11 protein-coding genes and 1 tRNA gene are annotated in these 15,406 nt (G+C 66.0%); 8 read left to right on the top strand and 4 right to left on the bottom strand.

What is annotated here, in order from left to right:
* Nucleotides 1–73 precede the first annotated feature (73 nt).
* The gene (gene aroA, locus DD559_RS14250; RefSeq protein WP_116469769.1) at nucleotides 74–1,399 is read right to left on the bottom strand and encodes a 3-phosphoshikimate 1-carboxyvinyltransferase; all 1,326 of its coding nucleotides are present in this window, start codon (nucleotides 1,397–1,399) and stop codon (nucleotides 74–76) included.
* 106 nt (nucleotides 1,400–1,505) lie between these two features.
* On the opposite strand from aroA, the gene DD559_RS14255 reads away from it, so the two are divergent.
* On the top strand, nucleotides 1,506–1,832 hold the full coding sequence (locus DD559_RS14255) for a TIGR02300 family protein (protein WP_116469770.1): 327 nt from the start codon (nucleotides 1,506–1,508) through the stop codon (nucleotides 1,830–1,832).
* A gap of 84 nt (nucleotides 1,833–1,916) precedes the next feature.
* A tRNA-Ala gene (locus DD559_RS14260) sits at nucleotides 1,917–1,992 on the top strand.
* Between the two features lie 110 nt (nucleotides 1,993–2,102).
* On the opposite strand, the gene DD559_RS14265 is transcribed toward DD559_RS14260, so the two are convergent.
* Nucleotides 2,103–2,729 carry a hypothetical protein gene (locus tag DD559_RS14265; protein ID WP_116469771.1) on the bottom strand — a complete coding sequence of 209 codons (627 nt, stop codon included), beginning with the start codon at nucleotides 2,727–2,729 and terminating at the stop codon, nucleotides 2,103–2,105.
* Nucleotides 2,726–3,682 carry a LysR family transcriptional regulator gene (locus tag DD559_RS14270; protein WP_116469772.1) on the bottom strand — a complete coding sequence of 319 codons (957 nt, stop codon included), beginning with the start codon at nucleotides 3,680–3,682 and terminating at the stop codon, nucleotides 2,726–2,728. The genes DD559_RS14265 and DD559_RS14270 overlap by 4 nt, the downstream gene beginning before the upstream one ends.
* 122 nt (nucleotides 3,683–3,804) lie before the next feature.
* Here DD559_RS14270 and DD559_RS14275 point away from each other — a divergent pair, with 122 nt between their 5' ends.
* The 5 genes from DD559_RS14275 (at nucleotide 3,805) to mmsB (ending at nucleotide 9,446) form a co-directional block, all read left to right on the top strand.
* Entirely contained in the window at nucleotides 3,805–5,304 is a 1,500-nt protein-coding gene (locus DD559_RS14275; RefSeq protein WP_116469773.1) for a CoA-acylating methylmalonate-semialdehyde dehydrogenase, read from the top strand.
* Nucleotides 5,305–5,468: 164 nt separating this feature from the next.
* Complete coding sequence (locus DD559_RS14280; RefSeq protein WP_116469774.1) at nucleotides 5,469–6,614, top strand: acyl-CoA dehydrogenase family protein; 1,146 nt, start codon at nucleotides 5,469–5,471, stop codon at nucleotides 6,612–6,614.
* Nucleotides 6,611–7,648 carry an enoyl-CoA hydratase/isomerase family protein gene (locus DD559_RS14285; protein WP_116469775.1) on the top strand — a complete coding sequence of 346 codons (1,038 nt, stop codon included), beginning with the start codon at nucleotides 6,611–6,613 and terminating at the stop codon, nucleotides 7,646–7,648. The genes DD559_RS14280 and DD559_RS14285 overlap by 4 nt, the downstream gene beginning before the upstream one ends.
* 12 nt (nucleotides 7,649–7,660) lie before the next feature.
* Nucleotides 7,661–8,437, top strand: a complete 777-nt coding sequence (locus DD559_RS14290) for an enoyl-CoA hydratase (protein WP_116469776.1) — start codon at nucleotides 7,661–7,663, stop codon at nucleotides 8,435–8,437.
* 133 nt (nucleotides 8,438–8,570) lie between these two features.
* Complete coding sequence (gene mmsB / locus DD559_RS14295; protein WP_116469777.1) at nucleotides 8,571–9,446, top strand: 3-hydroxyisobutyrate dehydrogenase; 876 nt, start codon at nucleotides 8,571–8,573, stop codon at nucleotides 9,444–9,446.
* A 6-nt stretch (nucleotides 9,447–9,452) separates the two neighbouring features.
* On the opposite strand, the gene DD559_RS14300 is transcribed toward mmsB, so the two are convergent.
* Entirely contained in the window at nucleotides 9,453–11,762 is a 2,310-nt protein-coding gene (locus DD559_RS14300; protein ID WP_116469778.1) for a GH92 family glycosyl hydrolase, read from the bottom strand.
* A 427-nt stretch (nucleotides 11,763–12,189) separates the two neighbouring features.
* On the opposite strand from DD559_RS14300, the gene DD559_RS14305 reads away from it, so the two are divergent.
* Nucleotides 12,190–15,165: a TonB-dependent receptor plug domain-containing protein gene (locus tag DD559_RS14305; protein WP_116469779.1), complete on the top strand. Its 2,976-nt coding sequence runs from the start codon at nucleotides 12,190–12,192 to the stop codon at nucleotides 15,163–15,165.
* Nucleotides 15,166–15,406 lie beyond the last annotated feature (241 nt).

Genomic DNA, 15,406 nt, shown 5'->3' on the forward strand with positions numbered 1-15,406 from the left:
CGGGTCTGCCGAGCAAATACCGCGATGCCCATGAATCGGGATGATGCCATCCCTAGTCAAGCCGCACCTGTGGTCAGCCGGTCAGCGACTCCAGCGTCTCGAAGAAGTCGGGGTAGCTGGTCGCCACCGGCGCGACATCATCGATCGCGATCGGCTGGGCCGCAGCCAGCGACGCCACTGTCATGCTCATCGCGATACGGTGGTCGAGCAGGGTCGCGACGTTGCCGCCGCCCGGCAGCGGCGCACCGGCCGAACCGTGAATGGCCAGGCCGTCCTCGAACTCCTCGGTCTGCACTCCGGCGGCGGTCAGCGCTGCTCGCATGGCGGCGATGCGATCCGATTCCTTGACGCGCAGCTCATGTGCACCGCGGGCGACGGTGCGTCCTTCGGCCAGCGCGGCGGCGACGAACAGCACCGGATATTCGTCGATCATGCTCGGCGCCAGATCGGCAGGGACCTCGATCGCCTTGAGCGGTGCGTGGCGGACGACCAGATCGGCCACCGGCTCCCCGCCGACGGTGCGGGCGTTGGTTTCGGCGATGTCGGCGCCCATCCGCCGCAGCGCGGTGATCAGGCCGGTGCGGGTCGGGTTCATGCAGACATTGGCGATCGTGATTTCCGATCCCGGCACGATCGACGCCGCGACCATCCAGAAGCCCGCCGAGGAGGGGTCGCCGGGGACGACGATGTGCTGGGGCTTGAGCTCGGCCTCGCCGGTGATCGAAATGATCTTGCCCTCGGGGCCGTCTTCCACGGTCAGCTCGGCGCCGAAGCCGCGCAACATCCGCTCGCTATGGTCGCGGGTGGGGACCGGCTCGATCACGCGCGTGACGCCGGGGGTGTTGAGCCCGGCGAGCAGCACCGCCGATTTCACCTGGGCGGAGGCGACCGGCAGCGTATAGGTGATCGGTACCGCCGGGCACATGCCGCGCACCATCAGTGGCAGCCGGCCGCCGGGGCTGGCGCTGATCTCGGCGCCCATCTGGCCCAAGGGTTCGATCACCCGGCCCATCGGCCGGCCGGACAGCGAAGCGTCGCCGACAAAGGTGGCGCTGATCGGGTGGCTGGAGACCAGGCCCATCAGCAGACGGGTCGACGTGCCCGAATTGCCCATGTCCAGCGCCTGTGCCGGCTGCTGCAGCCCGCCGACGCCCACGCCGTGCACGCGCCACGTGCCGTCGTCGCCGCGTTCCACGCTGGCGCCCATCGCCCGCATTGCGGCGGCGGTGGCGAGCACGTCCTCGCCTTCCAGCAGGCCCTCGATGCGGCTTTCACCCACGGCCAGCGCGGAGAACATGATCGCGCGGTGGCTGATCGACTTGTCGCCGGGAACGGTGACGGTGCCGCGCAGCGGGCCGCGCGCGGAAGCGGTGAGGGGGCGGGAAGCAGCGTTCGACATGGCCGCGGCTTTGACAGGCGGCTTGCGGCATGGCAAGGCGCCCCCCACTTTCCGGGATCACCCAAATCCCGAACATCCGAACAAGCGAAAGGCGAAGAGGCAACACATGGTGAAGCCGGAATGGGGCACCAAGCGCAGCTGCCCGAAGTGCGGTACGCGCTTTTACGATCTGACGAAGGACGAGCCCGTCACCTGCATCAACTGCGGTTATGCCTGGGAGCCCGAGCCGATCCTGAAGTCCAAGCAGCCGCTGCCGTTCGAGGCCGTGAAGGCCGATAAGGACAAGGCCGAGGTGGAAGACGCCGATCTGGTGGGCGACGACGATCTGGATATCGGTGCCGACGACGAGGAACCCTCGGCGGACGACGACGTCGATCTGGGCGGCGACGACGACCTGGGCGTCGAGACCGGCAGCGACGAGGACGAGAACTAAGTTTGAAAAAAGTTTGGCAGGGGTGCAAAAGTGCCCTTGCCAAGCTGGCGAGCCCCTTCTAAAGGGCACGCCTCCCGAGGGAATGGGGCCGTAGCTCAGCTGGGAGAGCGTCGCAATGGCATTGCGAAGGTCAGGGGTTCGATCCCCCTCGGCTCCACCATTTCCTTCCGATCAGCGCTGAAACAGCCTGATCCCCGGCGGGGCCGAAGCCGCCGCCCGGGTCTTCTTCCAGAATTGTCCGGCGTACCGTAGATTGCGTTTATCGGGCGCCTATAGCGGCTTGCCGTCCTTGCCGATGGGCTCGATTTGATACGAGCAGCCATAGAGCGTCTTGCCCGGATGGGACGTCGCGTTGGAGACCGTACGCGCGATCACCATATGGGTACCGAAGCTTTCGCCATTGGCCGGCAGCTCGGTGGAATCGACCAGCACTTTCTCCCCCAGGAACTTGCGGAAAGGCATGGCCTTTTCGATTTCGGCGCGGCTGGCTTTGCCCGATTGGACCAGTTCGTCGATCAGCGGTTCGGCATCGGCTGCATTGGTGATCCCCTGCTTCCCTGCGATCACGCCGGGATCGGCAAGATCAAGAATGGCGAGGATCGCATTGGACGAAAAGGCGATGCGCCGAGTGCTGTAGCTGCCGGCCACCTGGATCGGGGCAGGTAGTTCATATTCCGTCAGGAAGGGATTGCCGCTGTCGATCTTGCGCCAATGGCGTTTTTTCGCCAGCGCCTCCTCGCCCGAAATGGCGAATGCGAAGCCGTTGTAGCTCGGGGCATCCAGCCGGCACTCGATCGCGTCGGTCTCGCGCACCGTCGCAGGGTCGAAATTCGGATCGTCGGCAGCGGCCAGGGGGGCGGCGGCGAACAGGGCGGCGAACAGGGCGAAATGAGTCATGTCGATTCGCTATCGCCGGGAATACTGCGCGGCAAGACGCGGCGGCTTGGCGCGGCGGGAGTTTGCGACGTACCGTGCATGGCGTGGCGCAGCGGCTGCATCTCTTCGACGAGCCACCCCAGAAACCGATCGATTCGCGGTAGGCCGCGCAGATCGCGTGGCACCACCAGCCAGAAGCTGCGCTGGATATCGATGGTGTCGCGCAGGAGCCGCTCCAGCCCCGGCATCGCATCGCCGATGAAGCAGGGCAGGATGCCGCAGACATGGCCGCCCGCGATCATTTCCGCCTGTGCGTTGATGCTGGTGCTGCGGACCTGTGGCGCCAGCCGCCGATCGATTTCGGCGAGGTAGCGAAGCTCCGGCGCGTAGATCTGATCGCCGACATAGCCCGTCATCCGATGGCCCAGCAGGTCGGCCGGCTGGCGCAGCGGCGGGGCGGCGGCGAGATAGGCTCGCGTGGCATAGAGGCCAAGGGCGTAATCGGTAAGCTTGCTGGCGACGAGCGGCCCCGCGCGCGGACGGGCGAGCATGACCGCGACATCGACTTCGCGTCGCGATGGGCTCAGGAACCCGCTTGATGCGATCAGATCGATCTGGATATTCGGGAATCGGCTGGTGAAGCCCTGCAGGCGTGGCGCGATGATCCGCGTGCCGAAGCCTTCGGAGGCGCTGACCCGTAGCGTGCCGGCCAATCCCATGCCATTGGGCTGGGTGCCTGCAATGTCGAGCGCTTCGGCTTCCATGCGCTCGACCTGGTCCAGCAGCCGCTGGCCGTCCTCCGTTAGCATATGCCCGGTCGGCGCGTGCTCGAACAAGCGCAGCGCCAGCGTCGTTTCCAGCTTGCGCAGTCGCCGCGAAACGGTGGTGGCATCCATCTCCAACGTCGCCGCCGCGCGGCTCAGCCGTTGCGCACGCGCCACCGCCAGAAAGATGCGGAGATCGTCCCAGTTCATGCCCGCCTTGTAGCCCCGGTGCGGTGCAGCTGCAAAATTGCAGTTACAACCTGCATATTCGTGCTCTTGCCTGCGTCACTGGGGTGCTTCAACGGTGTCGGCAGGAGAGCGAGGAGCCAGATATGCGCTTGATCGATCATGTTATCTCGGGCCACGGCGGAGGTGGCGCTGGCCGCCGCGCGGATGTGTTCGATCCCAATAGCGGCAGCGTGCAGGCCCAGGTCGCGCTCGGCACCTCGGCCGATCTTGATCGCGCGGTGGCGGCTGCGCAGGCCGCCCAGCCCGGCTGGGCCGCGACCAACCCGCAGCGCCGCGCCCGGGTGATGTTCCGCTTCAAGGAACTGGTCGAGGCGAACATGGACGCGCTCGCCCACCTGCTCTCCTCCGAGCATGGCAAGGTGATCGCGGATTCCAAGGGTGACATCCAGCGCGGGCTCGAGGTGATCGAGTTCGCCTGCGGCATCCCGCACGCGCTGAAGGGCGAGTATACCCAGGGTGCGGGTCCCGGCATCGACGTCTATTCGATGCGGATGCCGCTGGGGATCGGTGCGGGCATCACTCCGTTCAACTTCCCGGCGATGATCCCGATGTGGATGTTCGGGGTCGCGATCGCCTGCGGCAACGCCTTCATCCTCAAGCCGTCCGAGCGCGATCCTTCGGTGCCAGTCCGCCTCGCCGAGCTGATGCGCGAGGCCGGCGCGCCGGAGGGAATCCTGCAGGTGGTGCAGGGCGACAAGGAGATGGTCGACGCGATCCTCGACCATCCGGCGATCGGGGCGGTGAGCTTCGTCGGCTCGTCGGACATCGCGCATTATGTCTACCAGCGCGGCGTCGCGGCGGGGAAGCGCGTCCAGGCGATGGGCGGCGCCAAGAACCACGGCATCGTCATGCCGGATGCCGATCTCGACCAGGTCGTGGCGGATCTCTCCGGCGCCGCGTTCGGCTCGGCGGGTGAGCGCTGCATGGCACTCCCCGTGGTCGTGCCGGTCGGGGACAAGACCGCCGATGCGCTGCGCGAAAAGCTGATCCCGGCGATTCGTTCGCTGCGGGTGGGCGTGTCGACCGATGCCGAGGCCCAGTACGGCCCGGTGGTCAACGCCGCGCACAAGGCCCGCGTGGAGGGCTGGATCCAGACCGGCGTCGACGAAGGCGCGGAACTGGTGGTCGACGGTCGCGGCTTTTCGCTGCAGGGCCACGAGCAGGGCTTTTTCATCGGCCCGTCGCTGTTCGACCGCGTGACCCCGGCGATGAAGAGCTACCAGGAGGAGATCTTCGGCCCGGTCCTCCAGATCGTGCGCGCGCCCGATTTCGAGACCGCGCTGCGCCTGCCGAGCGAGCACCAGTACGGCAACGGCGTCGCGATCTTCACCCGCAACGGCCACGCCGCCCGCGAGTTCGCGGCGCGGGTGAATGTCGGCATGGTCGGCATCAACGTGCCGATCCCGGTGCCGGTGGCCTATCACAGCTTCGGCGGCTGGAAGCGCTCGGCCTTCGGCGACGTCAACCAGCACGGCATGGAGGGCGTCCGCTTCTGGACCAAGGTGAAGACCGTCACCCAGCGCTGGCCAGATGGCGGCGTAGGCGACGCGGCCAACGCTTTCGTTATCCCGACCATGGGGTGACTCAAAACCAATATCCTCCCCCGCCAGGGGGAGGTGGCCCGCGCAGCGGGTCGGAGGGGGAGGAAGCACGCCGGCCGATGTTCTGGCATCCTCCCCCTCCGTCGCGCGCCACCTCCCCCTGGCGGGGGAGGATACGCTCTAGCTTTCTGCAAATGGCTGAACCCATGACCCACCAGTTCGACCTCACCGACGACCAGCGCCAGATCCAGGCGATGGCGCAGAAGTTCACCGCCGATGCGATCACCCGCCAAGCGGCCGAATGGGACGAGAAGCACATCTTCCCGCGCGACACGATCAAGGCCGCCGCCGAGCTCGGCTTCGCGGCGATCTATGTCTCGGAGGAATCGGGCGGCATCGGCCTCGGCCGGCTCGAATCGGCGCTGATCTTCGAGGCGATGGCCTATGGCTGCCCCTCCACCTCGGCGTTCATCTCGATCCACAACATGGCCGCCTGGATGATCGACCGCTTCGGCGCGCCGGCCGTGAAGGACAAGTATCTCCCCAGCCTGGTCACCATGGACCGGCTGGCCAGCTACTGCCTCACCGAACCCGGTTCGGGCTCGGACGCGGCCGCGCTCAAGACGCGCGCGGTGCGCGACGGCGACCATTATATCGTCACCGGCACCAAGCAGTTCATCTCGGGCGGCGGCGAGAACGACCTCTACCTCACCATGGTCCGCACCGGCGAGGACGGCCCCAAGGGCATTTCCTGCCTCGCGATCGAAAAGGACATGGCCGGCGTCAGCTTCGGCGCGCAGGAGCGCAAGCTCGGCTGGCACTCGCAGCCCACCGCGCAGGTGATCCTCGACAATGTCCGCGTGCCGGTGGAGAACCTCGTGGGTGCGGAGGGCGAGGGCTTCCGTATCGCGATGATGGGGCTGGACGGAGGGCGGCTGAACATCGGTGCCTGCTCGCTGGGCGGGGCGCAGCGCTGCCTGGACGAGGCGGTCCGCTACACCAAGGAGCGGCAGCAGTTCGGCAAGGCGATCGCCGATTTCCAAAACACCCAGTTCACCCTCGCCGACATGGCGACGGAGCTGGAGGCCGCCCGCGCTTTGCTCTACCTCGCCGCTGCCAAGGTAACCGCCGGCACCCCCGACAAGACCCGCTTCGCCGCGATGGCCAAGCGCCTCGCCACCGACACCGGCTCGGCGGTGGTCGACCGCGCGCTGCAACTCCATGGCGGCTACGGATATCTGATGGATTACCCGATCGAGCGCTTCTGGCGTGACCTGCGCGTCCATTCGATCCTAGAGGGCACCAACCAGGTGATGCGGATGATCGTCGGGCGGGAGCTGGTGCGCGAATGAACGAAATTCTCACCGCGGTCGAAGGCCCCGTCGCGCGCCTGCGCCTCAACCGCCCCAAGGCCCTCCACGCGCTCAACACCGCGATGTGCCGGGCGATGCTCGACGCGCTCGACGCGTGGGCGCAGGACGATAGCATCCATATCGTGCTGCTCGACCATGCCGAGGGCCGCGGCTTCTGCGCCGGGGGCGACATCCGCATGATCGCAGACAGCGGCGCGAGCGACGGTGCGGAAGCGGCGGACTTCTTTCGCATCGAGTATCGGCTCAACCACCGGCTGTTCACCTATCCCAAGCCGATCGTCGCCTTTGCCGACGGCATCGTGATGGGTGGCGGCGTCGGCATCTCGCAGCCGGCGCGGTTCCGGGTCGCGACCGAGAACACCAAGTTCGCCATGCCCGAGACCGGCATCGGCCTGTTCCCCGACGTGGGCGGCGGCTGGTATCTCTCGCGCCTGCTGGGGCGGATGGGCGAGTATCTGGCGCTGACCGGCCACCGGCTCGACGGCGCCGAGTGCCTCGCGCTCGGCCTCGCCACCCACTATCTCCCCGCCGAGGCGCTGGCTTCCGCCAAGGCGCAGATCACCACCACGCCCGACAAGGCGCTGGCGATCCTCACCGATCTGTCGATCGCGCCGCCGATCGCGAAGATCCTCGCCCACTATGCGGACATCGATCGGCTGTTCGCCGGCGACAGCGTGGAGGAAATCTTCGTCGCGCTCGAAGCCGAGGACAGCGACTGGGCCGCGGCCACGCTGGCGACGCTGCGTGCCAAGTCACCCCAAGCCTGCAAGGTGTCGCTGCGCATCGTCCGCGAGGGGCGCACCATGCCCGATTTCGCCGCCGAGATGGCGCAGGAATATGCGGTGGCGACCCGCGTCTGCCGCCTGCCCGATTTCGCCGAGGGCGTGCGCGCGGTAATCGTCGACAAGGATAATGCCCCGCGTTGGGCTCCCTCCACCCCGGAAGCGGTGGACAGCGCCGCGATCGATGCCATCTTCGCCCCCCTGCCGCCCGCGCAGGCCTGGGCGCCTTGAACGGAGAACGTCATGTCTTCCTACGAAACCCTTCTCGTCGAGCAGCGCAGCGCGGTGACGCTGGTCACGCTCAACCGGCCCAAGGCACTCAACGCGCTCAATGCGCAGGTGCTGAACGAACTGCTCGACGTGATGCGCGCCTTCGATGCGGATCCGTCCCAGGGCTGCGCGGTGCTCACCGGCAGCGAAAAGGCCTTCGCCGCGGGCGCCGACATCAAGGAGATGCAGGCGCAGGGCTTTGCCGACATGTACGGCCATGATTTCTTCGCCGGCTGGGACAGCTTCACCCGCACCCGCAAGCCGATCATCGCCGCGGTCGCCGGCTATGCGCTGGGCGGCGGTTGCGAAGTGGCGATGATGTGCGACTTCATCCTCGCGGCGGATACCGCCAAGTTCGGCCAGCCCGAGATCAAGCTGGGCGTCTCGCCGGGCATGGGCGGCTCGCAGCGACTTACCCGCGCGGTCGGCAAGGCCAAGGCGATGGAGATGTGCCTCACCGGCCGGATGATGGACGCCGCCGAAGCCGAGCGCGCCGGGCTGGTCAGCCGCATCGTGCCCGCCGCCGAACTGGTCGAGGAAGCGGTGCAGACCGCCGCGACCATCGCCGCGATGCCGCCGCTGGCGGTGAAGGCGAACAAGGAGATGGTCAACGTCGCGTTCGAGACGACGCTGGCCCAAGGTGTGCAGTTCGAGCGCCGCCTGTTCCACGCGCTGTTCGGTACCGAAGACCAGAAGGAAGGCATGACGGCGTTTGTCGAGAAGCGTCCGGGGAACTGGACGGGGCGTTGAGGCACTGAACCACTCCCCCTCCCGCGTGCGGGAGGGGGCCGGGGGGTGGGCCCCCGGCATCCGCGACACCATCGCTTGTGGAGAGGGAGCGCCCACCCCCAGCCCCTCCCGCACGCGGGAGGGGAGTACCTGAATGGCACGCGTAGCTTTTATCGGCCTGGGCAATATGGGCGGCGGGATGGCGGCGAACCTCGCCAAGGCCGGCCATGACGTCCGCGCCTTCGACCTGTCGGCAGAGGCACTGGAGCGCGCGAAGAAGGCCGGCTGCCTGCCCGCCACCGACGCCGCCGAGGCGATCGCAGGCGCCGAGGCGATCATCACCATGCTCCCCGCCGGGCGGCATGTGGAGGCGCTCTACACCGAGACGCTGCTCGACCGTGCTGAAGCGGGCGCGATCCTGATCGACTGCTCGACGATCGACGTCGCCACCGCCCGCCGCGTCGCCGAGGCCGCGACCCAGCGCGGGCTGCTCGCGGTCGACGCGCCGGTCTCGGGCGGGATTGCCGCGGCGACCGCCGGCACGCTCACCTTCATGGTCGGCGGGAGCGTCGCCGCGTTCGAGCGGGCGGAGCCCTATCTGAGCGACATGGGCAAGGCCGTGATCCATGCCGGCACCAGCGGCGCAGGCCAGGCGGCGAAGATCTGCAACAACATGATCCTCGGCGCGACGATGGTCGCCACCTGCGAAGCCTTCGCGCTCGCCGAGAAGCTGGGGCTCGACCAGCAGCGCTTCTTCGACATCGCCTCGGTCTCCTCGGGCCAGAGCTGGTCGATGACGAGCTATTGCCCGGTCCCCGGCGTCGGCCCGGAAACCCCGGCCGATCGCGACTATCAGGGCGGGTTCGCAGCACCCTTGATGCTCAAGGACCTCAAGCTGGCGATGGAAGCGGCCGCCAGCGTGGGCGCGCAGGTGCCGATGGGCGAACGCGCCGAGCAGCTCTACGCGGCGTTCGTCGAGGGCGAAGGCGCGGCGCTTGATTTTTCTGCGATCATCAAGACGCTGCGTTGAACGCCCTCAGCGCCGGTAGCCGTCCGGGGGCGCCGTGAAGCGCGTCGCCCAGGCGCCTGGGGTGGCGCCCATCTCCAGCGTGAGCACGCCCCCGGCGGCGAGTTCGGCATGGCTGATCCAGGCCCGGTCGATCGGCTTCCCGTTCAGTCTCGCTGCGGTGACATAGCGATTGGCGGACGATGCCGACGGAGCCTCCACGGTGAAGCTTTTGCCGTTTTCGAGCGCGATTCGGCTGCGGGTGAACAGCGGCGTGCCGATATAATAATAGGGCTGGCCGGCATTGGGGTAGAGCCCCATCGCATTCCAAACATACCAGCTGGACATCGCACCCGCATCGTCATTCCCCGGCAAGCCGGTGCGGCTGAGCTTGTAATGCTTCGCCATCAGGTCGCGCAGGATGTCGGCGGTGCGATCCGGTCGACCGGCATGGATGTAGAGGAAGGGGGCCAGAAGATCGGGTTCATTGCCCTGCGAATAATGGCCTTCGAACAGGCGATCGAGCCAGGCGGTGAAGCCGGTGTTGCCGCCGGTCTTTTCGATCAGCCCTGCAATGTCGTGCGGGATGTAGGTGGAATATTGCAGCGCATTGCCTTCGTAGAACGGCGCTTCCCACCAGGGTGTCGAACGATCGGGATATTCGTCGGTGCACGAATAATTCTCGATCCAGCTGCCATCGGCATAGCGGGGACGGATGCAGCCGAGCCGGCCGTCCCACAGATTCTTCCAGTTTGCGGAACGTGCGCGGTAGCGGGCTGCATCGGCGGCTTTGCCCAACTGGCTGGCGACGGCGCCGATCGCGAAATCGTCATAGGCATATTCCAGGGTGCGCGATGCCGAGCGGGGCTGTTCGAGTGAGACATAGCCGCGCGCCAGATAGTCCCGCAGCACCCGGCCTTGCAGCAAGGGCTGATCGCTTTCCACCTCGCCATTCTTGCGGATCGCCTGATAGGCAAGCGCCGCATCGAAGCCGCCAATTCCCTTCACCACCGCATCGGCGATCAGCACATCGCCGTTCGATCCGCCTTGCGTCATGCCGTTGCCGCCCGCGATCCGGGCATCCGGCATCCAGCCGGTATGGGTATAGGTGTCGATCAGCGAGCGGATCATCTCCCGCTGTCGCTGGGGCTGGATCAGCGTGAGCAGCGGATGCACGGTGCGGAAGGTATCCCACAGCGTGTAGAAATCCTCGTAATGCGGCTCGCTGGAGCGCCACCACACATTCTCGCCGCTCAGATCGTGCGGCATCGTGTGGGCGCGGTAGAGCGCGGTATAGAAGATGCGCTGTTGCTCGTCCGTCCCGCCGGTGACGTTGATCTTTGCCAGCGCCGCATCCCACGCCGCCCTGGCCCGCGTGACAGCTGCATCGAAGTCCCAGTCCGGCAGTTCGGCAGCCAGATTGGCGCGCGCCTTCTCGATGCCGAGGAACGACACGCCGAGCTTCATCCGGACCTGGCGCGCCGTGCTGGTATCGAAGGTGAAATATGTGCCGAGCCGGTTCGCGAATTCCATCCGCGTATCATATTCGATCATCAGCCCCTGGCGGTCGGCGGGAGCTTTGGTCTGGTTCCCGCCTTCCCATGTGCCGGGTCCATGGAAGGTTTCCATCGCCCCTTGCCGGGCTTTCCACGCGCCAAAGGCTGACGCGGGGCGATCGAACTCGGCATAGAAATACAGGGTGTAGGGTACCGGGTTCCAGCCGCCTTCCACTGTAACCTCGCCGGCCATGTGGCGATTGTCGATCAGCTGCACCCGCGCATTGCGCGTCCGTTGGCCCGCACCCCGCATCGCGATGACCGAACTGGCGTCGAGCACGACGTGGCCGTCAGCGCCGACGGGGAAGGTCAGGCGCTGGAAGCCGGCGAGGCGCGAGGCGGTGAGTTCGACCTGGGTTACGCCGCCGTCACGATTGGCCAGCCCGACCCGGTAATAGCCGGGCGACGCCGCTTCGTCGCGACGATCGAAATGCAGGTGGTGGATGCGCAGCGCTCCGCTGATCGGGGTGACGCGGAAATTGCCATATTTGGCAGACCCGCCGGTGCCGCTGACATGGGTGTAGCTGAACCCCTGGATCGGGCTGTGCGAATCATAGCCATTGGTGTCGCCGTTGGTCGTATCCGGGCTGAACGATACGAAACCGAAGGGCACGCCCGCGCCAGGCACGGTGTTTCCCCCGGCCACGCCGCCGCCATCCACGCCGACAAAGGGATCCACTTTCGCGGCGGGCTCGTCTTGCTGCCCCAAGGCCGCGCGGGGCGGGGGAGACGTGGAGACCAGCGTCAGGGCAAGCGGCAGCAAAGCGGGGCGAAACAGGCGCATGATGCGGGTCGATCCAAGCGGTGAGGATCGTGCCCAATGGCACAGGATCGGCGCGTGTTTAATGCCCCATGTGAAAGTTGCGCGATCGGATCGGTCGCGCGACCCCGACCAGTAGGGTGCCAACCTATCTACACGGACTATTGACTCCGCATCCGCCCGGCCATAGGTCTTATGTTAACGTAAACATGCGAAGGTGGCGATAGAAACGGGCCGTGATGCCCGGTTCTGCGGCAACCCGAAGATGGCTGCGAAAGAAAAGAATATCATGGGAGAGGCTGCGAGGGGATTGCGCCGCATCGATTCTATGCTGTGCTCTTATGGGTTTTGCGGTGCGGACGCCGGCGCGTCGGCTGCGACCTGAACCGTTCCTTCTGCCTCCTCTCCCGTCCGGAACGATCCGGCAAGACGAAACACCAGGGAGGTGAGGATGTTCGCAAAGAAACTAGATCGCAAGGCGTTGCTTCGCTCGCGTCCGTCGACGCGGCTGATCGTTGCCGGCCTTTCGCTGCTGCCGATTCCGGCCTGGGCGCAGACCGAACCGTCCGTCACGGTTCCCGCCCGGCAGGAAGCCGTTCCCGCCGATCGCCAGGGGCAGGTTGTTTCCGAAGCGGAAGCGAGCGAAATCATCGTGACCGGATCGCGCATCGCGGTCAGCGGTTTCACCGCACCCACCCCCACGACGGTGCTCGGCGACGAACAGATCGCGGCAAATGCACAGCCGAACGTCTTTACCACCATCGCGCAGTTGCCGTCGCTGCAGGGCTCTTCGGGTACGCAGGTCAATACCTTCAGCACCTCCAGCGGGCAGCAGGGGCTCAGTTCCTTTTCGCTGCGCGGTCTGGGTACGATCCGCACGCTGACGCTGCTCGATGGGCAGCGGGTGGTGGGCGCAAACGTCACCGGGGTGCCGGACGTCAGCCTGTTCCCGCAGCTGCTGGTCAAACGCGTTGATATCGTTAACGGCGGCGCTTCCGCATCCTATGGCTCGGATGCAGTGGGCGGCGTGGTCAATTTCATCACCGATACGCGCTTCACGGGCATCCGCGGCAATATCCAGGGCGGCATCACCACCTATGGCGACGATGCGACCGGTTTGTTCCAGCTGGCGGCGGGCACCAGCGCGCTGGGCGATCGGCTGCATCTGGTCGGTAGTTTCGAATATGACAAGGAAGAAGGCATTGGTGGCGGCGAGTTCGGCACCAAGCTGGCCAACGGCCGCAACTGGTTCACCCAGCGGTCGCTGATCGATCGCGGCGTGCTGAATGACGGGATGCCACAATTTGTGGTGCGCGACTGGGCACAGTCGATCACCTTCGCCAAATATGGCCTGATCACCGCAGGTCCGTTGCAGGGCATTGCCTTCGACAAGAGCGGCCAGCCCTTCCAGTTCCAATATGGATCGAACGGCGTGCCGTCGCGCAATGCCTCGGGCGCGGTGACCGGCTGCTTTCCCGGTTTCTGCCTGGGCGGCGACCTTTCCGGCAATGTCGACGCCGGCCGCTCGCTGAAATCGGCGATCGAGCGGATCAACAGCTATGGCCGCATCGGTTTCGACGTCGCACCGGACAATGAGCTCTACTTCACCGTCAATATCGGCCAGGTGAAGACCAACAACCAGCCGGTCAACGGCATGAACCGGCCCGGCCTGACGCTGCAATGCGCCAATCCGTTCGTGCCCGCGCTGGTCCAGCAGGCCTGCGCGACGGCAGGCATCACCAGTTTCCAGTACGGCACCAGCAATGCCGCGCTGGGCAATACCCGCGTCTACACCGATCGTCGCCAATATCGCTTCGTCCTGGGCGGCAAGGGCAAGGTGGAGGTTGCCGGGACTGCCTGGACCTACGACATCTATGGCGAGCACGGCACCAACTATACCGACATCGACGTTCGCAACATCCTGTTGTCGCGCCGCTTCAACCAGGCGATCGATGCGACGACGCTCAACGGTGCGATCGTCTGTCGCGATCCGACGGCGCGGGCCAATGGCTGCCAGCCGCTCAACATCATCGGCGGCAACCCCTCGGCGGCGGCGTTGCGCTATATCATGCCCGACCATGGGCCGTTCCAGCGCACCCGACAGACGCAGGATGTGGCGAGCATCAATATCTCCGGTTCACCCGTCGATCTCTGGGCCGGGCCGCTTTCGATCGCGTTCGGCGGCGAATATCGCCACGAATATTACAAGGTGCGCGCCGATCCCTATGGCGCGGGCTTCGCGGCGAGCGCGCCCGGAGGAGACTATCCGGACGATCCGGCGCTGCTTGCCAGCGGCAACAACTGGTATGCCGGCAACTACAAGAATGGCAGCGGCGCCTATAGCGTGAAGGAAGCGTTCTTCGAGGCGAACCTGCCGTTCCTGAACTCCGAGAAGCTCGGTCGGGCGAGCCTGAACGGCGCGGCGCGGGTGACCGATTACAGCACTTCGGGCACGGTCTGGGCATGGAAGCTGGGCGGCACCTGGGATCTGCCGGTCGATGGTTTCCGCATCCGGGCGGTAACCTCGCGCGACGTGCGTGCGCCCAACCTGTCCGAACTCTTCGCCGCGCCCGTGACGACGACGCTGCCCAACTTCTTCGATCCGTTCAACAAGATCAATGTGCTCGTGATCCAGAATTCGATCGGCAACACCACGTTGAAGCCGGAAATCGCCCGCAATACGACCGCCGGCATCACACTCGCCAACCCGCGTTGGGCGCCGGGACTGAGCCTCTCGTTCGACTGGTACAAGATCAAGATCAACGAAGTCATTTCCAGCCTCGCGGCCAATGATATCGTCCAGCTCTGTTTCCAGAAGGTGCTGCTCGATACGTGCAGCGCGTTCAACCTGAACAACACGGCCGGGCCCAATTTCATCAACGTCCAGGCGTTCAACCTCGCCTCGATCCGCACCGAAGGCTTCGACATCGAGGCGAGCTACCGCTGGCAGCGGCCGCTTGGCCTGCCGGGCGACCTGACGGTGCGCGCGCTTGCCACGCACGTGATCAACAACATCACCGATACCGGCCTGATCGGCACGGTGCCGGTGGACAATGCCGGCAACAACCTGGGCGCCACGCCGAACTGGAAGTGGCTGGCGGTGCAGACCTACAATGCGGGCCGCTTCTCGCTGCTGGTGCAGGAGCGCTGGTTCAGCAGCGGCACGATCGGCAACCAGTATATCGTGTGCCAGACGGGATGCCCGGCATCGACCACCCGGCAGCCGACCATCGACAACAACTATATGCCCGGATCCTTCTATCTCGATATCGGCGCGACGTTCGATGTGGTGAAGGACGTGACGCTGTACGGCAAGATCGACAACCTGCTCGATCGCGATCCCGCACCATCGACCATCTTCAACAACCCGGCGCTCTACGATCAGATCGGGCGCGTCTATCGGGCGGGCGTGCGCTTCCGCTTCTAAGAGACCGTCTGGAAATTCGATCGGGTCGGTCTGGCGGGTCTTTTTCGCCGCCGCAGCGTCGCCAATCCTCGCCGATGCTTCCGGCATCGCCTGCGGTTGGCTTCTTGCGCGCGACAAAAAATCCCTCGCCAGCCCTCCGCCGCCGAATTCCCAAACGGTCTCTAAGCGCGCCGCAACGGGGCGGGCCGCACCTTCGCGCGCGCCACCCGCCCCCACGCCGCTCTCGACAGCATCGCCCGCC

Origin of the sequence: Sphingomonas pokkalii, assembly GCF_003096275.1 — a bacterium.
GTDB lineage: Bacteria > Pseudomonadota > Alphaproteobacteria > Sphingomonadales > Sphingomonadaceae > Sphingomonas > Sphingomonas pokkalii.